Origin of the sequence: Phenylobacterium ferrooxidans (assembly GCF_042714595.1) — a bacterium.
GTDB classification, from domain to species: domain Bacteria; phylum Pseudomonadota; class Alphaproteobacteria; order Caulobacterales; family Caulobacteraceae; genus Phenylobacterium; species Phenylobacterium ferrooxidans.
This window is the reverse complement of sequence record NZ_JAOTJD010000056.1, coordinates 1-24,041: the sequence shown is the minus strand read 5'-3', so window position 1 is coordinate 24,041 and position 24,041 is coordinate 1. Positions and strand designations below refer to the sequence as shown.

Annotated in this window: 21 protein-coding genes; 15 read left to right on the top strand and 6 right to left on the bottom strand. The window is 66.7% G+C overall.

Annotated features, from left to right (window positions below):
* Positions 1-490 precede the first annotated feature (490 nt).
* The 7 genes from OCL97_RS20915 (at position 491) to OCL97_RS20885 (ending at position 7,885) form a co-directional block, all read left to right on the top strand.
* Positions 491-1,618 (top strand): replication initiation protein, encoded by a 1,128-nt coding sequence (locus tag OCL97_RS20915; RefSeq protein WP_377371649.1) that lies wholly within the window; start codon positions 491-493, stop codon positions 1,616-1,618.
* Between the two features lie 503 nt (positions 1,619-2,121).
* Entirely contained in the window at positions 2,122-3,324 is a 1,203-nt protein-coding gene (locus OCL97_RS20910; protein WP_377371648.1) for an AAA family ATPase, read from the top strand.
* Positions 3,325-3,376: 52 nt separating this feature from the next.
* Positions 3,377-4,411 (top strand): ParB/RepB/Spo0J family partition protein, encoded by a 1,035-nt coding sequence (locus OCL97_RS20905; RefSeq protein ID WP_377371647.1) that lies wholly within the window; start codon positions 3,377-3,379, stop codon positions 4,409-4,411.
* Positions 4,412-4,481: 70 nt separating this feature from the next.
* Positions 4,482-5,276 (top strand): type IV toxin-antitoxin system AbiEi family antitoxin domain-containing protein, encoded by a 795-nt coding sequence (locus OCL97_RS20900; protein WP_377371646.1) that lies wholly within the window; start codon positions 4,482-4,484, stop codon positions 5,274-5,276.
* Entirely contained in the window at positions 5,273-6,250 is a 978-nt protein-coding gene (locus tag OCL97_RS20895; protein WP_377371645.1) for a nucleotidyl transferase AbiEii/AbiGii toxin family protein, read from the top strand. Before OCL97_RS20900 ends, OCL97_RS20895 begins: the two co-directional genes overlap by 4 nt.
* Before the next feature lie 235 nt (positions 6,251-6,485).
* A complete protein-coding gene (locus tag OCL97_RS20890) occupies positions 6,486-7,037 on the top strand; it encodes a S26 family signal peptidase (protein ID WP_377371644.1) in 552 nt (183 codons plus the stop codon).
* A complete protein-coding gene (locus OCL97_RS20885) occupies positions 7,037-7,885 on the top strand; it encodes a cell wall hydrolase (protein WP_377371643.1) in 849 nt (282 codons plus the stop codon). Before OCL97_RS20890 ends, OCL97_RS20885 begins: the two co-directional genes overlap by 1 nt.
* Here OCL97_RS20885 and OCL97_RS20880 read toward each other — a convergent pair whose 3' ends face one another.
* Positions 7,886-8,569, bottom strand: a complete 684-nt coding sequence (locus OCL97_RS20880) for a hypothetical protein (protein ID WP_377371642.1) — start codon at positions 8,567-8,569, stop codon at positions 7,886-7,888.
* A 256-nt stretch (positions 8,570-8,825) separates the two neighbouring features.
* Here OCL97_RS20880 and mobQ point away from each other — a divergent pair, with 256 nt between their 5' ends.
* The 5 genes from mobQ to OCL97_RS20855 all read left to right on the top strand — a co-directional run bounded on the left by mobQ (position 8,826) and on the right by OCL97_RS20855 (position 15,017).
* Complete coding sequence (gene mobQ / locus OCL97_RS20875; protein ID WP_377371641.1) at positions 8,826-10,322, top strand: MobQ family relaxase; 1,497 nt, start codon at positions 8,826-8,828, stop codon at positions 10,320-10,322.
* A 15-nt stretch (positions 10,323-10,337) separates the two neighbouring features.
* Positions 10,338-12,332 carry a type IV secretory system conjugative DNA transfer family protein gene (locus OCL97_RS20870; RefSeq protein ID WP_377371639.1) on the top strand — a complete coding sequence of 665 codons (1,995 nt, stop codon included), beginning with the start codon at positions 10,338-10,340 and terminating at the stop codon, positions 12,330-12,332.
* 43 nt (positions 12,333-12,375) lie between these two features.
* Positions 12,376-13,338, top strand: coding sequence for a P-type conjugative transfer ATPase TrbB (gene trbB / locus OCL97_RS20865; protein ID WP_377371638.1), 963 nt, complete (start codon positions 12,376-12,378; stop codon positions 13,336-13,338).
* Between the two features lie 109 nt (positions 13,339-13,447).
* Positions 13,448-13,777, top strand: coding sequence for an XRE family transcriptional regulator (locus OCL97_RS20860; protein WP_377371637.1), 330 nt, complete (start codon positions 13,448-13,450; stop codon positions 13,775-13,777).
* Positions 13,770-15,017, top strand: coding sequence for a type II toxin-antitoxin system HipA family toxin (locus tag OCL97_RS20855; RefSeq protein ID WP_377371636.1), 1,248 nt, complete (start codon positions 13,770-13,772; stop codon positions 15,015-15,017). The genes OCL97_RS20860 and OCL97_RS20855 overlap by 8 nt, the downstream gene beginning before the upstream one ends.
* 302 nt (positions 15,018-15,319) lie before the next feature.
* On the opposite strand, the gene OCL97_RS20850 is transcribed toward OCL97_RS20855, so the two are convergent.
* The 4 genes from OCL97_RS20850 to OCL97_RS20835 all read right to left on the bottom strand — a co-directional run bounded on the left by OCL97_RS20850 (position 15,320) and on the right by OCL97_RS20835 (position 18,714).
* Positions 15,320-16,150 (bottom strand): hypothetical protein, encoded by an 831-nt coding sequence (locus tag OCL97_RS20850; RefSeq protein ID WP_377371635.1) that lies wholly within the window; start codon positions 16,148-16,150, stop codon positions 15,320-15,322.
* Positions 16,125-17,528: a competence protein CoiA family protein gene (locus OCL97_RS20845; protein WP_377371634.1), complete on the bottom strand. Its 1,404-nt coding sequence runs from the start codon at positions 17,526-17,528 to the stop codon at positions 16,125-16,127. The genes OCL97_RS20850 and OCL97_RS20845 overlap by 26 nt, the downstream gene beginning before the upstream one ends.
* 68 nt (positions 17,529-17,596) lie before the next feature.
* Positions 17,597-17,857, bottom strand: coding sequence for a WGR domain-containing protein (locus OCL97_RS20840; protein WP_377371650.1), 261 nt, complete (start codon positions 17,855-17,857; stop codon positions 17,597-17,599).
* A gap of 47 nt (positions 17,858-17,904) precedes the next feature.
* Entirely contained in the window at positions 17,905-18,714 is an 810-nt protein-coding gene (locus tag OCL97_RS20835; protein WP_377371633.1) for a WYL domain-containing protein, read from the bottom strand.
* A 70-nt stretch (positions 18,715-18,784) separates the two neighbouring features.
* Between OCL97_RS20835 and OCL97_RS20830 the strand changes: the two genes are divergently transcribed.
* The 3 genes from OCL97_RS20830 to OCL97_RS20820 are packed head-to-tail and all read left to right on the top strand — an operon-like array spanning position 18,785 to position 23,683.
* Positions 18,785-19,936: an exonuclease SbcCD subunit D gene (locus OCL97_RS20830; RefSeq protein WP_377371632.1), complete on the top strand. Its 1,152-nt coding sequence runs from the start codon at positions 18,785-18,787 to the stop codon at positions 19,934-19,936.
* A 3-nt stretch (positions 19,937-19,939) separates the two neighbouring features.
* Entirely contained in the window at positions 19,940-23,005 is a 3,066-nt protein-coding gene (locus OCL97_RS20825) for an AAA family ATPase (RefSeq protein ID WP_377371631.1), read from the top strand.
* A gap of 21 nt (positions 23,006-23,026) precedes the next feature.
* Positions 23,027-23,683 (top strand): hypothetical protein, encoded by a 657-nt coding sequence (locus OCL97_RS20820; protein WP_377371630.1) that lies wholly within the window; start codon positions 23,027-23,029, stop codon positions 23,681-23,683.
* A 15-nt stretch (positions 23,684-23,698) separates the two neighbouring features.
* Here OCL97_RS20820 and OCL97_RS20815 read toward each other — a convergent pair whose 3' ends face one another.
* Positions 23,699-23,953 carry a hypothetical protein gene (locus tag OCL97_RS20815; protein WP_377371629.1) on the bottom strand — a complete coding sequence of 85 codons (255 nt, stop codon included), beginning with the start codon at positions 23,951-23,953 and terminating at the stop codon, positions 23,699-23,701.
* Positions 23,954-24,041 lie beyond the last annotated feature (88 nt).

Sequence of the window (24,041 nt, the reverse complement as noted above, 5' to 3'; positions counted from 1 at the left end):
ACGGTGTGGAGCGGTTCTTCTCCAAGGTCGTGGTGGCCACGCCGCAGCATGAACTGCGGTCGCTGGACCGGCCTGACCAGAGCCCCGCCGAAAGCGAGTAGAGCCAAGGCCCCGCCCGGTTACCCGGGCGGGGCTCTCCGCTTTTCTTGAGACTTAAATTTGGAAACACGCCCGCTGCGGACACGCAGCGGGTTTTCTAGATTCTTAGATTCAGATTCAGAGGGCCATATCCTGCGCTAAAACAAATAGTTGCACGGATTGTCCTGTCCGCACGGGGGCGTTTTCCTGACCGCGCGGGGGGGCTGACCTGACCGATTGGGGGCCTTGTCCTGACCGGTCGGGGGGAACCTGACCGATTGGGGGCGGGCCACGAGCTGAACCCATCCTGTCTTGCGAAATGATTCGAGGTCAGGAATGATGGACTGATCGACTCCGAGGATTCGCCCTGCAAGACGACGCCGACATTGCCGACGCTGAAACCGCCGAGGGTTTGGCGCCCGGCCGCGCTATGCGGGTGGCGCACGCCCTAAAGGCGCGCGACGGCGAGGACTTCGCCAAGCCGGGCAATTTGGTCGAGGTCAGGTTCGTCAGAGGCCAGTCGCTCAGCCTGACTGCCGCTCGCCTCCTGGCCCTGATGATCCTGACCGCCGGTGGCGACGGCTGGCAGCCCATGGCCCACAAAATGCGCAAGTCGGAGATTCGCCGCGGCCACAAGGGCAACGAGCGCATCTCCGACATGCTCGAGGAATTACACCGAACGCTGTTTGCGATCGACGACCTGTCCTGGCGGGGTCGCAAAGCCACCAAACGCTTCGCCCTGATCCAGTCCTCGCGCGAGGAAACCGAGGAAGAGGGCGGTGAGAGCGGCTGGATTGAATGGGAGTTCACTCCTGACGCGCGGCGGCTGATCCGGGAGTCCGAAACCTATGCGGTGCTCAATCGGCAAGCCATTCTGGGCTTTCGTTCGAGCTACGCCTTGCGGCTCTACGAGATGGGCGCCCTGCGACTCCACCGTCGGCAATCCACCTGGCGCGCCGATATGACCGCGGTCCGCGCAGCGTTCGGTATCGCGCCCGAACTCTACAAGGATTTCGCCCAGCTGCGGCGCAAGGTCCTGGACAAGGCCAAGGCCGAGATCGATCACTTGGCCCACTTCACCGTGGATTGGCGAGAGATCCGCCGTGGCCGGGCGATCGTGGAGATCGAATTCTACTTCCATCCCAAAGCCGCGCCCGAGCAGTTGCTCACCGTGGCCGAGATCGAACGGCACGCGGCAGGCCGCGAGGCGCGGCGGGACGGCGCCGTCGAAGAGATTTTGGCGGAGACCCCTGCCCTCCCCGCCCCGCTTCGACCGGTCCCGCCGCGTGTGGCGCCGCGGCCGGCTCAGGCCGGGCGGTCGGACGGGAGTGTCGGATTTCCCAGCGGGAGCTTGCAGTATGGGTCGGGGCCGTTTGGTGAGATCTCCAGGGCGCATGGTGGCGGCTGGGACCGGGACCTGATCGCGGCCGCCTATCGAGAACAGATGGGCGCGCGCCTTGACGGCCTTACCGGGCAGAAGCTTGTGAAGTCCTGGACGGGTTTCTGCCAGGCCTTCGCAGCGCGCCGCGGCCGGCCGTAGAGACCGCAATTGCACCCGTGCAATTTTGCCGGAAACGCGCCCTTCGCGCTACGACGGAGGCCAGACCTCGGCTCGGTCGGCGGTCGTCATCCAGCAGAGCGCCGTGGCCGAATTGCACGGGTGCAATTTGCCTTCACGCTGCCAGGCACGGAGAGGCCTGGGCGGAGAGCTTCCCCCGTGCGGTCAGGATAGCGCCGCCACGGCTCACGCAAGGAACGTCTTCGGGCTCCACAGACACTTCGCGTCCATGTGGGGGTGGGCTGGTTACTGGCGCGAGCAATTGCACCGGTGCAATTTGACAGTCGACAGAGCCCAGTGCCCGTCAGGACGCCCCCAAACGGTCAGGATAGGTCTGGCCGAAAATCTGGAATCGGGATTGAACTGGCCCCCGTAGCGTTAACACGCCCTTAACAATGCGCTTATAGCGTCCAGGCGGTCCCACTTTCGCTTTTCAGACGGCTGGGGCCGGCTTTTCGAAACCTGCTGGGAGGCTGTGAGGTCCAATGTCGAACATCGCTGAAGCATCCGCCCCCTCCCTCGCCGGACCGGTCTCGCAGCTGGCACGCCGGGCCTCGGCCGTAGTTGAGAACCTGCGGGACGCCGCGAGGGCGGCGCGGTCCGGCGAGCGCCGCGAACCGCTCTTTTCGATCAGCGAGGCGGCCGAGCTGGTCGGCCGAACGCCGGCGGCGATTCGCGATGCAGAGAAGGATGGCCGGCTTCCCGAGCCGCCGCGCACCGAAACCAATCGCCGGGTGGGCTACACGCTGGCGCAGGTGAACGACATGCGCGGCGTGTTCGGCACGCGACCGTGGCGCAAACCTGAGGATCCCTGCGCGGTCATCGCCGTCCAGAACTTCAAGGGCGGGGTTGGCAAGTCCACGCTGTCGGTACACCTCGCGCAGTACATGGCCATCCGGGGCTACAGGGTAGCGCTGATCGACTGCGACAGTCAGGCCTCCAGCACTACCCTGTTCGGTTACGTGCCTGACCTCGACCTGACCGAGGACCAGACGCTCTATCCGTTCCTGCGCGAAGACGACAAGCGGTCCCTCGACTACGCACTGCTCGACACCCACTTCGATGGGTTGAAGCTGATCCCCGCCAACCTGCACCTGTTCCAATCCGAGTACGAACTCGCCGCGCGGATGGCGCGCGGGGGCGGGCGGCTGCTCGACCGGCTGGCTCAGGGCATCGCCTCGATCGCCGACCAGTTCGATGTGATCATCCTGGATCCGCCGCCGGCTCTCGGCGCCATTTCGCTGTCCGTGCTGCGGGCGGCGAACGCTCTGGTGATCCCGGTCCCGCCGACGGTGATGGACTTCTCCTCGACGGCCGCGTTTCTCACGATGCTCGACGAGACGCTCAATCAGCTGGCGTCGCGCGATCTCGCTCCCGACCTTAATTTCGTTCGGATCGTCGCCTCCAAGGTCGATGAGAACAAGTCGATGCAGAAGGAGCTACTCGCGCTGATGCGCCAGGTCTTCGGCCTGGCCATGATCCGGACGCCCATGAAGGACTCGGCCGAGATCGACAACGTCACGGCGCGCCTCATGACCGTCTATGAGATGAACAGCCCGATGACCAGCAAGTCGGTGCGGGACCGGTGCCTTACCTACCTCAATGGGGTCAACGAGGAGATCCTCCTCGACGTGCGCCAGACCTGGCCGAGCCATGTGGAACGCCTTCGCAAGGAGGGCCACGCATGACCCGCGGATATGGAAATTGCACCGGTGCAATTCGAGATGAAAGGGCGCGCTCATGAGCTCCAAGAACCGTTCCTTCGCTGCCGGATTGATGGGCTCGCTCGACGCCGCCGCGCCCCAGCCGGAGGCCCCGACCCGAATGCCAGTCGGCATCCTGGCGAGCCGGGAAAACCGAATGGCCGAGCTGGCTTCCGGCGCGGTCGTGGGACGAGCGATCGAGCAAGTCGATCCGGCCCGCTGCCGGCTCTGGAGCGAGCACAATCGCGACTACGCCGCGCTGGATGAGACCCGCTGCGCGGACCTGATCGAGAGCTTCAAGGCTCAGGGCCGCCAGGAGGTCCCAGCGATCGTGCGCCGGGTCCGCGGCGTGCCGGACATCGAGTTCGAGGTGATCTGCGGCGCGCGCCGGCATTGGACCGTGACCTGGCTGCGCGCCCACAACTACACCGACTTCCGCTTCCTTGTGGAGGTTCGCGACCTCAACGACGAAGAGGCGTTCCGGATTTCCGACCTGGAGAACCGGGCCCGCGAAGACCTCAGCGACATTGAGCGTGCGCGCGACTACCTGAAAGCCCTCGGTCGCCACTACGGCGGCCGCCAGAAGGACATGGCTGGGCGCCTCAACGTGTCGGAGGCTTGGCTCAGTCGCTACCTCGACCTGGCTCGGTTGCCCGGCGACCTCGTGGCCGCGTTCGCTGATCCGCACGAGCTGAAGATCAAGCACGTCACGCAGCTGAAGCCGCTGCTCAAGCCGGACGATCGCGCGCGCCGGGTGCTGGCCGAAGCGGGCGTCATCGCCAACCAAAAAGGGGAGGGGACTCCCCTGAAGCCACAGGACGTCATTCGCCGCCTCGCGGCGGCGGCCGACGCCCCCAAGAAGTCAGGATCCCCCAAGAGGTCAGGCAAGGCCCCGGCCGAGGTTGTCTCGTCGCCAAGTGGCCGGCCGCTTTTCCGGGTCGAGGCCAAGGGCAAGAAGGAGGTCAATGTCACCCTTCTGCTCCAAGCTGGCGGGAGCCGGGCCGACGCCGAGCGCGCTTTCGGGGGCCTCTTGGCCCGGTTCTGGCTGCAGGACGGCGCTGAGACCGTCTAGTTCTCCCTAGCGGACGACGGTTACAGGTTATATATACCTTTCTTCATGCTTGACGAACTAGAAGCCCCAAATGCCACGGCAGCGCTCCGCACCATTCTTCAGCGACGCCCCGGTCTTTGACCGGGCCGAATACGCGCGCGCGATCGGCCGCGCGCCGGCCGACAAGGTGGTGAGCAGCATGCTGGCCCAACACCTGAAGGCAGGCAACATCCGCCGCGTCGCACGCGGCGTGTTCGCCTCTGTCCCCAAGCATGCCAACGCCGAAACCTGGTCGGTCGACCGTTTTCTCGCCGGCTCGCGGCTGCGGCCCGGCGGCGTGATCGCCTACCACTCCGCGCTTGAACTCCAGGGCTATGCCTATTCGGAGAGCTTCGACCTTCAGGTGGTGGCGCCGGGGCAGCCCGGCGTGCTGGCCGCCAACGGGTTCACCTGCCGGTTCATCAAGGCGCCGGCGCCCTACGGCGACGCCGACCTCGCGACAGTCGACCGCCTCGGCCAACCGGTTCGGGCAACCGCCCTCGAATGCACCATCGCGGACCTCTTTGATCGCCCGGATCTCGCTGGCGGGGCCGACGAACTGATCAGCTCGCTCGACCTGGTCGGCCGGCTCGATCCAGATCGGTTGATCGACCGCCTCGCAGCGCTGGGGAACGCCACGGCGGCGGGCGCGGCCGGCTGGTGGCTGGAACGCCGCCAAGAGCAACTGGGGGCTCCTGCGGGCGCCCTGGATCGCCTGGAGGCCCTAGCGCCGAAGCAGAACCGCTACGCCCTGGGCGCCGCTCCTGGCGCCGGCCGCCTGGCGTCCAGGTGGCGGGTGATCCTTCCCGATGCGGTCATCGACGCCAGGTTTGAAGGCTTGGCGTGAGCGCGCCGTCCGCCCAGACCCTCCAGCGCCTGGCCAACGAGACCGGCCTGCAGGCCGGGACGTTGGAGAAGGTCTTGCGGCTTCTGGAAGTGCTGCAGGAGATCGCCCGAGACCCCATCCTTGCGAACCGTCTGGTCCTCAAGGGCGGCACGGCGCTGAACGTCTTCCACCTGGCGCTGGACCGGCTGTCGGTCGATATCGACCTCAACTATGTCGGCGCGCTGGACCGCGCCGACATGGAGGCCGATCGGCCCGAGGTCGACGCTGCCCTGAACCGGCTTTTGACCGCCCAGGGCTACGCCATCCGGCGTCAGCCCGACGACCATGCCGGGGGCAAATGGATCGGCCGGTTCGCCTCGGCCATGGGCGGCGGCGGCTCGCTCGAGGTGGACATCAACTACATGTCCCGCCAGCCGCTCTTCGGCGCAGTCAAGATGGACTCCGTCGATCTAGGCGGCGTCCGCGCCTCCGGCGTTGCAGTTCTGGACCTGCACGAAGTGGTGGCCGGCAAACTCGTCGCCCTGATCGACCGGAACGCCGCGCGAGATCTCTTCGACGCACGCCGGATCCTCGACATCGACGGGTTGGACTGGGCGAAGATCAAAGCGGCGGTGCTCGCCTACGGCGCCGCCGGGCGGCGCGACTGGCGACTGGCGTCCGTGGACGCCATCGGCGGCGATCCGCGCGAATTACGCCAGAAGCTCGCCATCTGCCTGCCCCAGAACCGTTTCGTCGCCGCGGGCGGTCCAGAGGCCTGGATCGCTCAAACCGTCGCCGAGTGTCGGGCGCGGCTCGCGCCGCTCTTTGAGCTCAACGCGGCGGAGGCGGCGTTCCTCGACGGGATTCTCGATCGCGGTGAGATCGACCCCGGCGGGCTCGACGTCGCCCGGGAAGTCCAGGTCCGCATCGCGGCCATGCCCATGCTGGCCTGGAAATGTCAGAACGTGCGGGCCCATCGCGGCAAGCCCGGCTAACCCGACCTGTAGCTCTCGTACTCCGGCCAACCTGCGCCGGCTTGCAAACGCCGCCTGCATCCTCGCCGACCTTACCAATTGGCAACTTCTGCAAATCGTCGGGGTATCAGTGACCGGCCGGGGCGCCCGAGAGGGCGTCCGAAGCCCACAAACACCGGGCATGAGCCACATCTTGGCCTGAAGCGCTGACGAGCCTGTGGCTCGGTTGCGAGCGCGAAGGCAAGGCCAAGTCAGCATGAGAAAATCGTCCGTCCGCCCGGCGAGGGGGCTGACCCCGGCCTTGGCAGCGTGGGCGATTCTTCCTGTCGCCGCGGCGGTGGTCCTCGGCGCCAGCCTGCCGCAGCCGGCGCTCCTCTGGAACCGCAGTCCAAGCGAGCCTTTGGGGCTCTATGTACGCACGCTGGGCCATCCCACCCGTGGCGCGATCATCGCTTTTCAGGCGCCCGCGCCGGCCTTTCCCTACGCCGATGGGCAGATGGATTACCTGCGCCGGATTCCAATCCTGAAGGCGATTGCTGCCGGGGAGGGCGATCACGTCTGCACCGACGGCGGGACGCTGACGATCAACGGGATCCGTCGCGCGCCGGTGCTCACCCATGACAGCCGGGGTGTGGGTCTGCCCCGCTGGGTCGGTTGCCGCGCGATGGCGCGCGGCGAGTTCTTCGTGTTCTCCGATCGCATCCCGAACAGCTTCGACAGCCGCTATTTCGGGCCGGTGACGACGCGCGAGATCCTCGGCGTCTTCCGGCCGCTGAGCCCCTCAATTCACTCCTCTGGAGACCGATGATGGATCCTGCGGCCCTTGCTGCTCTTTGCGCCCTCCTGGCCCGGGGCGAGACGGCTCAGCCCGTCCCAACCGGCGTGAATTGCCCAGGGGTATATGCCCCCGCCACGCCGTTCGCGGGAGCCACTCCGCCCGCCCGGCCCCTGGCCACGCTGGTCTCCTCGCCCGAGGCGCGGGAGGCCATCGCGCGGGTCGCCTACGCCGAGGCCGCGAACCAGGGCGACAGTGGCCTGGCGGGCGTCGTCTACACGATCGTCAATCGCCTCGCCGATGGCCGCTGGGGCGGGTCGGTCGAGGCGGTCGTCAATGCCCGGCGCCAGTTCGAGCCGGTGATGCGCGCCGGGGGAAGCTGGCGCAGCCTGCCGGCGGTCTCGGAGGCCCGGCAGGCGCGGATCGACACCATCATCAACCTGGCCCTGGAGGGCCGGCTACCCGATCCGACCAATGGCGCCAGGTTCTTCCAGAACCCGCAGATCGTGGCCGGCCGGGCGGCCCGCGGCGAGGTCTCGGCCGGCCTGGTGAACTTCGGGGGCGCCCCGCCTTCGGCGGTGATCGGCGCGCATAGCTTCTACGTGGAAGCGGGCAGGGGAGGGGGCTCGACGCCCGGTGCCGGCCGGTCGGCCGCAGCGCCTCGTGGCCGTGCGGCATCCGACCCTTGGCAGTCCGCCGGCGGCGCGATCTTCGCGGGCGAGAACCGCGCCCTCGCGACTCCCGCCGCCGCCGCCGTGGCGGCGCCTACGGAGACCCCGGACGGGGCAGGCGAGGGCGGTGATCGCCGGCCCCAACCGGCCGATGGCGCCCGAGCGATCTTCGTTCGGCAGGACGGGACCGTGACCGCGTGGCGGCAGTGATCATGCTGCCTGCCAGGAGCCATCGAGGTCGGCATAGTCCGCATCGACGTCGCTGGGCAGGAAGCTCGTGACCGGCTCGTCGGCCATCGCCGACTGCGCCATCAGATCGAAGTCTGGGAGCGTCGCACCTTCGGCCTGGAGGGCGCTCTCGGGGCTCTCTTCAACGTCGCCTCCGGGGCGCAGCGAGAGCGGCACATTGCCCAGCAGCTCGCGCACGGTGAGGCGGTCGCGGATGCCCTCGACGCGGCGGTCGATGATGTCGACCAGGCGCGCGAGGAGTTCGGCGTCACCGGCCAGAAGATCGTCGCCGGCCTCGGCCAACAGCGCGCCGCCGATGATGATCTTGGCGCGGGTTTCCCGCTTGCGCTGGTTGATCGACCACAGGGCTTCGAGCCGTTCAACGCGGGCCTTGAGCACAAGGAAACGCTGCTCGTCGTCCGCGATATCTTCGAGCGGCGTGGCGTGGCGGCGGCGATGCACGCCATCATGGCCGGCATCGCGAAGCGCGCTTTCCAGCTCGTCCAATCGGAGCTTCAGCGCGTCTTCTTCTGAGACCCGCCGACCCTGCTGGCGGTCCTCGGTCCGGGCGATCCACAGCTCGCGCCGTTGCTCCTTCTGCGCCTCGGTTCGCGGACGATATTTCGAGGGGCGAGTGTTTCTTCGACGCTTATCGACCGTGGTCATGGCGCACACCATAGTTGTCGCAAAAGCCCTCAACGGCCTAAACCTATCAATAATGCCCGTCATGGTCTATCCATGGCAGAACAGTAATTACGGACAATGGCGCAGTTACGGGTCGTTTGGGCTACGCCCATCGACCCCCGCGGTCAGGCTCCGCCCGACACCCTCGAACCCCAGATCGGCCTGCGCCGGCCGAGGGTTCGAGCCAAGGGCCAGGGCCCTTAGCGATCCGACCGCCAGGCGGTCAAAGGGGGTTAGCGTGGCTCAGTACCGTTTGGCAGTTCAGACCATCCAGCGCGCTGCCGGTCGTTCGGCCGTGGCCGCTGCCGCCTACCGGTCAGGTGACCGGCTGGTCGATGATCGCCTGGCGATGGAGTTCGATTTCGGGGCGAAGGCCGACATCGAATTTGCTGCGATCATGACGCCGACAGATGCGCCGGCCGCCTACCAGGATCGTCAAACATTGTGGAACGCGGCCGAGGCGGCGGAGCGCCGCAAGGACGCCGTGCCCGCGAGGGAGTTGCTGCTTTCCCTGCCCCATGAGCTCGACTTCCACCAACGCCGCGAGCTGGTCCGTGACTTCGTTTCAGAGCACCTGGTGGGGCAGGGGATGATCGCCGATGTGGCGATGCACCGGCCCGGAAAAGAGGGCGATCAGCGCAATTTCCACGCCCATGTGCTGGTCACGACGCGCTCAGTCGGACCCGCGGGATTCGGGCGAAAGCCGCCGGAATGGTGGAGCCCGCAGGCGGTGCGTAAGTGGCGCGCGGCGTGGGCCGAAACCCAGAACCAGCACCTGCGCCTACACCTTGGACCAGACGCCCCGCAGGTCTCGCATCTGTCCCTCGCCGAGCGGGGCCTGGATCGCGAGCCAGGTGTCCACCTTGGACCCACGGCTTCGGCCTTGGAGCGCAAGAACATCGCCTCTGAACGGGGCGAGCAGAACCGCGACGCGGCGGCCCATAACCGCAAGCGGTCTGAGCTTCGGCGGGACTTTCAGGAGACCGCCGATCGGCTTGTGGAAGCCGCGCCCCTGATCTCGGTTCCGGTCGCCAAGCTGGTCAAGGAGGCCGAGCAGATGCGGGTGCGCATGGTCGCCGAGCGCGATGGCTGGGCGGCTGAGCGGGCGGGCTTGGGCGGGCCGAAGATCGAGACCGCCGGGCAGATCGAACGGGCGCTGACGGCGGAGGCGGCGCGTGAGCGCGCGCTCGCCAAGGCACGGCTCGCCCGTGTCGAAGGGCGCGTCGCCGGGCTGCGGTCCAAGCGGTTGAACCTGGTCCAATGGGTGCGCAATCCGGCCCGGATGATCTGGGCGAAACACGCCGAACTGAACGCCATCGCGCGGGCGCGGTCGGCGCTCCGGCGGGCTGACCTGCAGCTTGAAGTTCGTGCGTCCTGGGCGCGTTCGCCGCAGGGCCAGGCCTATGTGGCGGCGCGCCGGGGCCCGCAGCTGGAGACCGCCGCCGATGTCGCTCGTCGCAAGCGGTCCCTGGAGCGGAAAGTCAAACGCGCGGACAAGCGGATCGCCGGCGCCACGCGGACTTTCAACGACCTGCGGGTCGCCCAGGCGCTGGGGCAGGGCGAGCTTCGTGTGCCGGCCAAAGTTCCCGACGAAACCCGTTTCATCCGCGACATCGGCGGGCCTGCGCGGGAGGCGGTGATGCGCTTCCCGGCGCCGGCCCGCCAACAGGCCGTGGAACGGCTCAACCGAGGACTGGGGCGCGTCATTGGACGTGGCTTCATTCCGGGCCTTTAGGGCAGGGGAGGGACGATGAACGGCCGGGCGCGCGCCTCGATCATCCTGCCTTTGGCGGCCCTGTCGATCCTTCTCGGCCTGACGCTGGCCACCCAGATGGTGGCGCAGACCTACGGCTATCCGCGTGAGTTTGGGGCCGGCGCTTTCGATCTGGGAGCGGTGCGGGTCTATGCGCCCTGGTCGTTCGTCGGCTGGTACATGCGCTTCCAACCGAGCTACCCGAAGCCGTTCGACCTGGCGGGCCTGGCCGCCCTGGCGGTCGCGATGGGGCCGGTGATGGTGGCGGCGCTGCTGACCCGTCGATCGCAGCGCGAGCCCAAGGCCTTTGGCCGGGACGCCTGGGCCGACGTCGATGATGTTCGGCGCGCCAAACTCTTTGGCCCGGGCGGACAAACCAGCGGTCAGATCAGCGGCCGGGTGCTCGGCCGTTTCAACGGTCGATACCTGACCTATGGCGGGATCGAGCACGCCATCATCGTGGGCGCGTCGCGGAGCGGGAAGGGGGCCGGGCATGTGGTCCCGACCCTGATCGCCTGGCCGCACAGCGCCTTCATCTATGATCGCAAGGGCGAGCTTTGGCACATCACCGCCGATCACCGGAAGACGTTCAGCCACGTCTTTTATTTCTCCCCGACCGACCCCAACACCGTCCGCTGGAACCCGCTGTTCGAGGTCCGCAAGGGGCCGATGGAGATCGCCGATATCCAGAACGTGGTCGGGATCCTGGTCGACCCGCTGGGCCGTAAGGCCGGTGACCTGAACTTCTGGGACCAGAGCGCGACGGACTTCTTCACCGCGATCATCCTGCACGTTCTCTACAGCGAGCCCGATGATCGGAAGAATCTGGCCCAGGTCCGGCGGCTGCTGATCAACATCGAGCCGACCCTGCACGCGATGATGAACACCCAGCACCGTTGGCGGCCGGACTATCATGCGGCGGACGGGCTCGCGCGGGACGCCGAGGGCGCGCCGATCGCGGAGATCCACCCCGAGGTCTTGCTGGGGGCGACGGCGCTCGGGGCCATGGACGAGCGCGTGAAATCCAATGTGCTGGCCACCTGCCGGGCGTCGCTGTCGCTGTGGGCGGACCCTTTGGTGGAGTACGCGACCAGCTGGTCGGACTTCTCCATCGGCGACTTGGTCTGCTCCGAGGCGCCGGTGTCTTTCTACATCATCACGCCGCAGGCCCACGCCGACCGCCTGGCGTTCCTGGTGCGGGTGTTCACGCGCCAGACCATCAACAGCCTGATGGAGCATGAGCATTTCGACAGCCGTCGCCGGCGCAAGCTGCACCGGCTCCTGCTGCTGCTCGACGAGTTCCCGAAGCTCGGCAGTCTTCCGTTCCTGGAAAACGCCATGGGCGAGATGGCCGGCTATGGGATCACCGCCCACCTGATCTGCCAGAGCTTCAACGACGTCTTTTCCAAGTACGGGGACAAGACGCCGCTGTTCGACAACATGCACATCACGGCCTGCTTCGCGACCTCGGAGCCCACCAGCATCGACAAGGTGACGCGCCGGGCGGGCAAGGCGCTGGAGATGCGCGAGAGCTACAGCGATCCGCGCAGCCTTTTCGGACGCGCGAACCGTTCGACCTCCCAGTCGGAGCAGCAGCGCTACATCCTCTCCGAGGAGGACGTGCGCGGCTTGGACGACAGGAAGCAGTTCCTGTTCGTCAACAACACCAAGCCGATCCTGGCAGACAAGATTCGCTACTACGAGGAGCCGTTCTTCAAGGCGCGGACGGGGGACTATTTCAACGGCGTGCCCGCGGCCTATGAGCAGCGCCCCGAGGCGGCCGACCTGCCTGGGCGGGCCTCGATCGACTGGAAGGGTGTGCGGGCCGTGGTGGCGGCTCCTGAGAGCTTCGCGGGTGTCTCACCGCCGCGAGCGCGCTCCGGCGCAGGCAACGGCGCCGCGGACGCGCCAGAGGGGCATCTGACCGAGGACTACCTGGCGCCCCAGCCGATCGCGGCCCTGCGGCCCGGCGATGACGACGGGAGCCTGTAGTGGACCCTTCGCCCCCTTCCAACCCGAGTCCGTGGAGAGCGCCATGTCGCAGCACCATCCTGTCGTAACCGACCGCAAGGTCGCGGCCCTGCGCCAGGCGATGGGCCCGGTCATCGCCGGCGCTCTTGCCGAGCGGCTGGTGGTCGAGGTGATGGTCAATCCCGACGGCAAGATCTGGGTGGATCGGATCGGGGAGGGAAGGTCGTGGACCGGAGAGCACCTCGCCGCGGCGGACGCCGACCGCATCCTGCGCCTGCTGGCCGACCACGCCGGCGAGGTAGTCACCCGTGATCACCCGAGGGTCAGCGCGACCCTGCCGCTGACTGGGGAGCGCTTCCAGGGCGCTTTCATGCCCGTGGTCTCCAGCCCGGCCTTCGCGATCCGCAAACGGCCGGAGGTGGTGTTTACCCTGGACGAGTATGTCGCCGGTGGGATGATGACCGAGGTGCAGGCGGCGATCATCCGAGCGGCGGCGGTCGCGCGGCAGAACATGCTGATCGTCGGCGGGACTGGATCGGGCAAGACGACCTTGGCCAACGCCATCCTGGCCGAGCCTGCCTTCGCCGAGGATCGGGTGGTGTTGATCGAGGATACGGCCGAGCTGCAATGCTCCGCCGCGGACCAGATCCAGATGCTGACCAAACGCACGGAGCCGCAGGTCACCATGACCGACCTGGTCCGCGACACGCTGCGGCTGAGGCCCGACCGGATCATCATCGGCGAGGTGCGCGACGGCTCGGCGCTGGACCTGCTGAAGGCCTGGAATACGGGCCATCCCGGCGGCCTGGCGACCATCCATGCCAATAGCGCGGCGGAGGGCCTGACGCGGCTGGAGGATCTGATCGGGGAGGTAACCCAGCGCATCCCCTACCGGGCCATCACCCAGGCGATCAACCTGGTGATTCATATCGCCCGCGCGCCGGCCGGGCGGCGGGTCCAGGAAGTCTGCCGGGTGACGGGCCGCGAGGGAGACGCCTATGTCCTGGAGGCCTGTGTCGAGGGCTAGGCGGTCATGTGTCGATGCGGCCACGGCCCGGAGGGCTGGGCGCCAGTTCTATTTTAATGTAAGGCTGCTACGACATTAAAGCTCGATAGCGTCATCATAAGATAACATTATGCCCGCCGCGCACCGCCCTTCCATCGCCACTCGCCGCGCCCTTCGCAAGCTGGGCGAGGATATCGGCAATGCGCGCCGCCGTCGCCAGCTGACCATGGAGATCCTGGCCGAACGGGCGTTTACGACGCGCCAGACCCTGCAGAAGGTCGAGGCAGGTGACCCCATGGTGGCCATGGGCATCTATGCGGCTGTGTTGCAGGCGCTGGGCCTGCTCGACGGCCTTGGTGATCTCGCGGCGCCAGGCCAGGACGAGGTCGGGCTGTCTTTGGCCGACGAGGCGCTGCCCAAGCGGGTGCGCCTGCGGGTTCGGAGCACGTCCAATGCCTGACATCGAGGTCCATATCGACCGGCCGGGCGGCGTCCAGCGCGTCGGAACCCTGCACCGGCAGGCCCGGCGCGGCGGCGAGGCCGTGGCTTTTGAATACCATCCCGACTGGCTGGCCGATCCAGACCGGTTCTCGCTGGAGCCGGCCCTGACCCTGAACCGCGGCGCCTTTGCGCCGGCGGCGGGGCTGGCCATGTTCGGCTCCCTGGGCGACTCGGCGCCCGATACCTGGGGCCGGCGGCTGATGCAGCGCGCCGAGCGGCGGCGGGCCGAGCGGGAGGGGAGGGCGGTGCGCACCCTGGCCGAGGCCGACTATCTGATCGGGGTCTCCGATGTGTCGCGCCTGGGGGCCCTGCGCTTCCGCCATGCCGGCGGCGAGGTGTTCGAGGCGCCGACGGCCCAGGGGGTTCCCAGCCTAGTCGAGCTTGGCCGCCTTATGGCGGTGACCGACCGGATCCTGCGCGATGAAGAGACCGACGCGGATCTGCAGATGATCTTCGCGCCGGGGTCTTCGCTGGGCGGCGCCCGGCCCAAGGCCTCGGTGATCGATCAGCACGGCCGGCTGTCGATCGCCAAGTTCCCAAAGCCCGATGACGACTACAGCGTAGAGCGCTGGGAATCGGTGGCCCTGACCTTGGCCGGGATGGCCGGCGTCCGAACGGCCGCTCATGAGCTGATCGAGGTGGCCGGTCAGGCGATCCTGCTATCGCGGCGGTTCGACCGCGAGGGGGAGGGGCGCATCCCGTTCCTGTCGGCGCTGTCGATGATGGGCCTGAAGGACGGGGAACGGGGGAGCTATCCCGAGCTGGTCGATGTCCTGGTGCAGACCGGCGCCCAGGCGCAGCGCGACGCCGCCGAACTCTATCGCCGGATGGTGCTGAACGTGCTGATCTCCAATGTCGACGATCACCTGCGCAATCATGGCTTCCTGTGGCTGGGGCAGGGGGGGTGGACCTTGTCGCCGGCCTACGATCTCAACCCGACGCCGGTGGACGTGAAAGCGCGCATCCTGACCACGACCATCGACCTTGATGACGGCACCTGTGACCTGGCCCTGGTGCTGTCGGTGGCTGGGTTGTTCTCGCTGAGCGACGCCGACGCCCGCGACATCGTCCGCGAGGTCGCCCAGGTAACCCGAGCGTGGCGGGATGTGGCCGCCGCAGCCGGCGCGCGGCCGGCGGAGATCCGCCGCATGGAAAGCGCGTTTGAGCATGACGATCTGGTCAAGGCGTTGGCGCTGTAGCGCAAACGAACCGTGTCCAAGTCTGTGAGGGGGAAAGCCTTCCCCTGCGGCCGAGCCTAGGTCTCGGCCGACCCCTTCGAGCGGGGACACCCCGCAATGCCCCGGAGTCGGGGAGCGGCCGGCGGGCGTGCTCGGTCCCGCCGCTTCGCGGCTCCTACGGGTCCGCCCCTGGCGGGCGCCTTTGGGGCGCCGCCGGCCGCTCGACGGCGCGTCCCGCCACGCGCGATGCGCGGGCTCCTTGCAGTCTTCGTTTTCAATGGAGGAGGGCGCTTCCCGGCGCCGGATTGCGCCGAACTACGGCATCACCCGCCATGCACAGCGCAGTATCCGCCTTTGGCTCGGGACGCGAGCCACTCCCCGAGCTCAAGCCCGGTCAATCCTTTCGCCGTGTTGCGGCATTGATCACCCGTCGTCGTCGTGCCGCTACAGCGCACTGAGCCCCAACCCTCCAGCCATTCGAGGTAGTCCTCGCGGCTTGCGTTCAGAGCGGCTGCGACGCCGAGATCAGCGTCCTGCAAGTAGAGACGAATGTGTTCTGGACCCAGCTCGACCTTCTGCATGCCCCAGAGGCAGAGGGCTTCGATGGTCTTTGGCTGGCCGCGCTCGGCATGGAGGGTCAAGACTTCCCGGTCGAAGGTTGTCGCCGCCGTGTTTCGGACGGGTCGTTCGACATAGACCGAAGGGGCCTCTGGCCGACGGCTGGTCTGGCAGGGCTCGCAGATCGGCAGGACGCCGCGCTTCAACTTCGCGGTCAGCACCCGCTTCATTTCATCCCGGCTGCGGACGGCGACCGGCTTGCCGCAGGCCGCACAGGCCACCGCGCTGGCGTGGGTTCCAGATAGCTTGAAGAAGGCCTGCTGGGCCCTGCCTGCGGTCAAACCCGTCGCCATCTCGGCCAGCGGCGCGACTGGCACCTCCGGCATGTTCCAGTAGATCCAGACGGCCAGGCGCTTGGCGAGCTCGGGGTCGTCGATCTTGGGAACAGCTGGCGCTAATGCCGCCTTGCAGTCCTGGACAACCAGCTCGGCGGCGCGCAGAGCCGCCACGGCCTCGGACAGCGCGGTGACGGCTGAGTCCAGGACTTCCAGGCCGGGATGGTCGGGGCGTTCAGCCAGGGTGATGGGGAAAGCCATGGTCCTCCTCGAGGGATTGGGGCCGCTGGGCGGGGTGCGCAGGCGGGACCCGCGTTCTGCCAGTGGTGGTCGTCTTCGGACGCGCCCAGGTGGGGAGGGCGTCCAGGGTTTCCAGCTCGAACCGCAGGAGCGGATCGAAGAGTTCGGGTAGCAGGACCGCGATGGCCGCCCAGGGTGCCTCGTAGTCGAGCACGAAATTGCCGTCGCCCAGCGACAAGGCCCGATCGAGGTGTTGGCCGACACTGCCTGGCAGGAGATCGTTGGCGCCGCACCGCTGGAGGATCTCGCGCATGATCAGGGCGAACGGCAGAAGGTTCTCGCTCGGCAGCTTGCTGTTCAGCAGGGCCTGAACGTTGTCCTGGCGAGAGGCGTAATTGCGAAACGTCCCATAGGCGTGGCTCAGGACGGAGAAGACGACGGCGATCAGGTTCGCGATCATCCACTGGCCTTGATGGGTCTCCGCTTCCCACTGGCGCAGGCCTGGAACCAGACCACAAAGATGGTCATTCGCCGCCAGAAACGCGGGGCTGCGTAGATCGGCGTATGAGAAATCGGGGCTCCGACCCCTTAGAGCGGTCCGCCACGGCGTCCGTGCAGCCTCGCCCCGAGCGAGGAGGCCTGGCGTGATCCGATCCTCAAGATAGGGCGGGCCCCTCGCGGAGAAGGTGAGGTTGTCGAGGGTGATAAGCCGGCCGGCCTCAAAGCGACCTTCCGGGCCGCGAAGGTAGCATTTTAGGACCAACGTGCGGCGGGCCAGCGACTCCGCCACGGCCTCGTCATCCAACAGGAAGGCGTTACCCCGGTGGCGAAGCACCACGTCCCGGAAGGACTGAGGAAGGTCGTCGGCCTGCATGTCGAGGCCATAGAGCACCCAGAGCAGGCCGACCCCTTCGCGTTCATAGTGCAGGCAGCGCGCGGACACCTCCGTCTGGAAGGTGTTGGATAGCTGGATCTCCACGGCGATCTTGGGGGCGCCCCGCCGGACAATCAGGACATCGGGATAGCGCCCGCGCTCGTTGTCGCTGGGCGGCAGGTACTTCGACACCTCCGCGGCGACGCACCGCTCATCTGCGGCGGCGAGCTCGGCGATTTGCTCGCAGAGCATCCGATGCGTGGCGGACTCTTGCGCGCCGCCATACTGGAGCGCTCGGGCATCGTCCGGATGCAGGGTCTCCCCGGTATGCCAAGGACAGGTCGCATCGCCGCCCTTGAAGTGGGCGAAGTAGGGCAGCCGAAGGCCGCGAAACGCGCGAGCTTGGATGAAGACAGGCCCCGAGCACATCAGGCAACGCGCGACATGGGCCGGCGGCCGGGCGCGGCGAGCGTCGGTGATCGCGGATCGCAGCAGGCCCCATTCCGTCTCCGGCAGGGCCAGCAAGCGTTCCGCTGAGATAGGACCGACGCCCTGCAACAGCGCGTGCTCAATGATGCGTTTTGGTCGTTTGCTCATGAGATCTGGCCGCAGGCTAGCCGGCCAGCCTCCTGAGAGCTTTCGGCCGTATAACCACGACGGCGCTTAGCCACGGTGATTTTCTCGAATGCCGAAAGAGCCGCCTGTCTGGTGGAAAACCAGTAGGATCGCTCTTGGCCTCGCGAGCCGATGCGGCCCCAGTTTCGAACCAGCAGCACCTCCTCGAACAAGCTAGGCTGGAGGCGCGCAGACCAGAACCTGGACATGTTGCGGCTGGTATCGATGCGGCGAAGCATCATCGCCGGCCAATCACTCTCCGGCGCCTGTCGAGCAGTAGCCACCCTCATGCTGTGGCCCCCGGATTTGACGCAGATTCCGTTCGCTCAACAATGCTCAAGCGGCTCTCCGCCCTATCGAGGCCCCAGCGACGGATGGCGTAGAATTCCAGGGCCCGGCGGACGGTGACGAACAGTTCGCCGTCAATGCCGTAGTCCCAGCAGACCGCGCGCTTCTGGTTCTCCTCAAGGTGGGCGGCGGGCGCCAATCTGAGAGTGACCCAAGAACACCATTCGGAGTCGACCGGTAGTTCGGCAGACTCAACCCCAGCCTCGACCTGGTCGGCCGAGAACGCGATCCGGGACAGAACGAAATCTCTGTAAGCCTCTCGGAGGTGGCAATAGGCCCGCACGTGCCAGCGCTGGCCATCTGAAACGAAGGCTGTCGGCGTGATAGAGCGATCTTCCGCCGACGCTCGGCGCATCGTCTGGTAGGCGACGTGCACGGTCTTTCGGTCCCGGATGGCCCGATAAAGGTGGGCCATCAGACTGGCGTCGAGCGGCCGGTCTAGAGTCGGCAGCACTTCGATCGCCAAACCGGCCAGACGTGACCGTTCCAGCCAGGTGTCGATGCTGGGCACGCCGAACACCGGCCGAAAGGCGGCCGAGGCCTCATAGCGCCGTTGACGTGTGTCGTAGATCACTTGTCCGGGGAGCAGGGCGGCGAGGTAGGCTTTCAGGTCAAGTGCCGCTTGCGGCTGCGAAACGCGAAACGTGTCGATGAGGTCGCGGCGATTGACCCTGCCTTCCCAAAAGAGAAGCCCGTCAAGGAAGCGCTGCCTGACTTCAGACGCGTATCGCGGCGTGGGGGGCGACATGCGGGAGAGTCTAGTTGACGGTTGAACTCTAGTCCATATAGAAACTATACAGGCGGAGGGCTGGGCGCAGATGCGGATTTTGCACACATCAGATTGGCATCTTGGCCGAACCCTCGCGCAGGAAAGCCTGCTCGACGACCAAGCCCGGCTGCTCGACCAGGTGTTCGAAGCCATCATCGACCATGAGGTCGATGCGCTGATCATCGCGGGCGACCTGTTCGACCGCGCCGTGCCGCGCAAAGAAGCCGTTCAGCTGTTCAACGATTTCCTGGCGCGTGTGTATGGCAAGACCGGCGCGGCCATCGTGGCGATCGCGGGTAATCACGATGCGCCCGACCGCATCAGTTTCAACGCTGCCCTTCAGGATCCCCGGCGCGTGCTGATCCGCGGGCCACTGCGGGACCGTCCGCAAGCTCTTGTCCTCAGCGATGTTCATGGCCAAGTGGCGTTTTCGGCCTTGCCATACTGCGAGATCTTTGCGGCGCGAGAGGCCTTCGGCGACGTCGGTATCGCAAGTCCCGCCCATGCCCTCGCCGCCCAATTGGTGCAGGCCCGCCAGCATGTGCCTGCGGGCGCGCGGTGGGTCGTGACGGCCCATGCCTTCGTGGAAGGGGGGCAGATCACTGAGACCGAACGGCCTTTGGCGCAGGTCGGCGGAATTGAAACGGTGCCGTCAGCGATATTCGACGGTGCGGCCTATGTGGCTCTGGGCCACCTTCATCGCGCACAGGACGCCGGTGCGCCGCACATCAGATACTGCGGCTCGTGGATGGGTTTCGGCTTCGACGAGGCTGATGAGGAGAAATCCCTGACGCTGGTCGATCTGGGCGCCGCAGGGGTGTCGAAGATAACGGAGATTCCGCTTACCAGCCCACGCCCGCTGCGGATTGTCACAGGCAAGCTCGATGACCTGCTCGCCGCTGGTCGTGCGCCGGGCGCCCTTGGGGCCGACGCCTTGATCAAAGCGGTGTTGACCGACGAGGGCGCTCTCATCGATGCGATTGGCCAATTGCGGGCGGTCTATCCTCATGTGCTGCAGCTTGAGCGTCTGAACCGGCTCGCGGCTGTGGGCCCGGGCGCCGCGGCGACGACTGCCGACCGGCGCGACCCGGTCAAGCTGGTGGCCAGCTTCCTCGATGCCGTCCGAGGGCGCGTCCCTGACGATACTGAGACGAGCATGATCGATGAGGCGCTTACCGATCTCCAGAGCGAGGAGGTGTAGCCCGTGCGCCCGATCAAAATGACCCTGACGGCATTCGGACCGTTCGCCGACACGCAGAGCCTCGATTTTCGACCTGCGCTCAGCGGCCGGCTGTTCGGAATCTATGGACCGACGGGGGCCGGCAAGACCTCGATCCTGGATGGCATCTGCTTCTCCCTGTTTGGGGAATCGTCCGGCCAGGAACGCCAGGGAGATGACCTTCGGTCGCACCATGCCGCCCCCGAGGTAGAGACAGAGGCAAGGCTGGTTTTTGAGGTCGGAGCCAAGCGGTATCACGTCGTCCGGCGCCCGCGTCAGACAGTTCGCGGCAAGCGCGGCGATGCCCTGGTCGAGCGCCAGCACTGGGCGGCCCTCTATGACGCGACGGGTATCGATGTCGACGACATTGACGGCGACAACCCCGGTGTCGTGATGGAGGAGCGCAAGGTCGAAGTTGTCGCCGACCGGATGCGCTCGATCTTGAACTACAGCGCCGCCCAATTTCGTCAGGTAGTCCTGCTACCCCAGGGGCAATTTCGTCAGCTTTTGACGGCGTCGAGTGATCAACGCTCGGCCGTGCTGCGTGGCCTGTTCGATGTCTCTCTCTACGAGCGTTTCGTTGAGCGCCTAAAGGCTGAAGCTTCCGACCTGCGTGACGAGGTCGAACGCGGCCGGTCTGTGATCAACGGCCATCTGCAAGCCCATGACGTGTCCGACGCCGACGCGTTGACGCAGCTTATCGAAACCTTGAAGATCGATGCGGGCCTCCAGACGGTGAGCCGGGACGCCGCGCGCACCGCTAGAGACGCGGCCCGGGTGACACTGCAATCCACCCAACAGGTCGAGGACCGGTTCACCGAACACGACGCTGCTGTAGCGGGCCTCAATGACATCCTCGCCCGCGCTGACGAGGTCGATGGCCTGAAGCTGCGGAAATCAGCGGCAGACCGGGCATTCAGCTGTGTGGCGTCCGATAGCCGGGCGACCGAGGCCGAGGGCGATCTAAAGGCTGGCCTTGAGGCTCAAGCCAAGGCGGAGGAGCAGTCCACCGACCAGGAACGTGTTAGCGCCGCCGCTGCGGCGGCCCTTCAGGCCTCGTTGACCCGTCAGCCCGAGAGGGATGCGGCCGCTGCCAATGTGACTCAGCTGGAGGGTTTCCAGGTTCGGGTCGCAGGTGCCGAACCCCTGCGGGCTGCGGCGCGGGAAAGCGCTTCGGGCGTCGTCCAGGCCAAGCGGGTCCTCGATGAGACAGTGACGGCACAAGCTGCGGCAGAGCTGGCTCAAACGACAGCCGCCGCCGAGCATGAAGCCGTGCAACGCCGGATGCTGCGCATCTCGCAAATCGAGGGCGCGCTCCAGGCCCTAAAGCAGGCGCAGGAACGCGCGTCATCTTTCGCCAACGCGACGGCCGCTGTTGGAAGGCTGGCGGTCGCCCGCTCTGACGCGCTTGCCAACCTGGAGGGTTTGCGCCGGGGACTGACGCAGGCCCGCGAGGCAGAAGTGATGGCTGAGCGCACGCTGGCCTCGGCCCAGGCGGCCCACCTGGCTCATCAATTGGAAGATGGACAGCCATGCCCGGTGTGTGGATCCCCTGACCATCCGCGACCCGCTGTCGCCGCCGAAGAGGGCCTTGGCCTGGACGCCGCGTGGCGTGAGGCTCGCGGTGCGCGAGAAGCCGCCGATGCCGAGGAACGAATTGGCGCGCAAGCAGCGGCGCGCGCAGACGGGGAATGGACGCAAGCGGTTACCCGGCTCGCAGAGCTTCAGGCGCCGGATCGCGACGTCTCGGCCATCTCGTCAGAGCTTACCGCGGTCGAAGGCGAGCTGGCTTCGCTCCGTGACGGCCCTGATCTGAATGCGACTCAGGCAGCGCTAGACGTGGCCCGGACACATGTCGCATCGACCCTCGCGGATCTGACTGCTGCGCGTGACCGCCATGCAAAAGCAGACAAGGCGGCGACCTCCGACGCATCGGCGTTTGAGGCCTCGCTGGCCGACGTGCCGGCGGAGTTGCGTGACGTCACGGCGATTGCCCGACAACTCGAGACGGCCATTCAGCGCCGTGACCAGCTGAATGCCGCTCATCAATCGGCCGTCGAGGCCGAGCGCCGGACCAGTGAGGCCGTTCAGGCCGCACGTTCCGCCCTCGCGCATGCCCAAGCTCGGGTGAAGGAACTCAGCGACGCCCGTGCCACCCATCGCGCGGCGTTCAACACCGCCAAGGCCGCGGCCGACCTGACAGACGAGGATTACGCCCAGGCTAAGTCCGACGTGCCAAATCTTGAGAGCCTGAATACGAAGATCACGGAACACGTCACAGCACTTGGCGCCGCGCATGATCGGCGCGACCGCGCTGCGGCGGCGATCAATGGCCTCGATCGTCCCAACCTGGAGGCCATCTCCGCAGCACTCGTCGAGGCCGACGCCGCCTTGGCGAAAGCCGAGGAGATCCTCACCACCACGACGATCAAGCTTGGCCAGATCGAGGCCACCCGGGCACTGGTCGCTCGGCTAACCGAGGAGCTTGCGGCCGCCACCGAGCGATACCGCGTGCTCGGCGAACTGGCGCAACTGACCGACGGTCGGAACGCGCATCGCCTTCGGCTGCGCGATTTTGCGATCGCGGCGACGTTCGACCTTGTTCTGGAAGCGGCGAACCAGCGCTTCGCGCGCATGTCACGCGGGCGTTTTGCGCTGTTGCGGAAATACGAAGGCGGCGACGGTCGAGCTAGGGCTGGCTTGGACATCGAAGTCTACGACGCCCACACCGATCAAAAACGTGACGCGCACACGCTCTCAGGCGGGGAGGGCTTTTTGGCCTCTCTGTCCCTCGCGCTCGGCCTGTCCGACGTGGTCCAAGCCGAAGCGGGGGGCGTCAAGCTAGATGCGATCTTTATCGATGAGGGTTTTGGCCATCTCGATGACGAAACGCTCGATGTAGCCCTCGACACCCTTCGCGACCTGGTGGGCCAGGACCGCGCTGTGGGGGTCATCAGCCACGTCGAAGCCGTGAAGGAACAGATCCCAATGGGGTTCGACGTCGTCCGCCAACCGCAGGGCAGCGTCGTCAGCGAACGGCTAAGTGTCTAGGGAGCAGCTATGACAGCAAATTTGGCGATAGATCTGGCGACCGCAATCCGCGGGGCTGCCGAGGCGGCGCAGGCCTGCGTCGTCGACGGTTTACCTGAACAAGCGGATCGCACTGCGGTCCCCCTGGTGCGGCTCGAGGAGGAGGACGCCGTCCGGTTGATATCTGCCGCTCGCCCCAAGGCGGTATATCTGGTCGAGGTTGCCTTCGATCCGGACGGAGAGATCGCCGCCGCCACTGAAGCCCTGGCGGACCGCGGCGTTGAAAAGCAGCCTGCGTCACTGACTGCGGCTCATCGGCGCGTCGCCGGCCATGCGGGTGAAATCAGAACGACGCTGGCCGGTTTCATGGTCGATGGAGTGCTGCACACATCGTCCGCATCAGCCGCGTGGCATGATGCCTTTGATGAGGTTGTCGACGAGGTCCTGGACGCGGCTAGGGAAGACGCTCAAGCTCACGGTCGGGCAGAGGCCAAGGTTGCCAACGCCGAGATTGCCGCCAAGGCGGCCATCCTCGCCGCCCATCCATCATTCAATTTCAGTCGCGTTTCGTTCGAGAAACGGCTGACCCTCGCGGCGGCGCTGTTCGGTGACGCTGAGGAGGATCATCTCCACGAGATCACCCGCAGGGCCGAAAACCTGTTCTGGCTCGAGCAGTCCGGCTTCAAGGCGCCCGCATGATCGACGGCCGGTGGCCTACACCAAAGTAGCTTTGGCCGGTTCCTGCAAAGCCTTGCGCGCATCCTCCGCGACACTCCGGCGCTTCCTGTAGCCCGCCTGGAAGGTATCGAGGGCTTGCACGTCGCTCATCATTTCGGCAGGCGTCGGCACGGGAATGTCGCGGCCCGCCGGCATATCGTGGCCGGATCGTTCGGAGACGTGTTTCATGGCGAAAAAGATGGTCTTGTAGTCCTCGTCGCCGACGACGACCCCACCTAGCCTCTGGGTCATGACATCAGGGACTAGAGCGGGACTCGATTAGACGGAACCGTATCCGGAGTTGTGCAGGTAGTTGGCGCACTCGTGGGGTTGGAAGAGG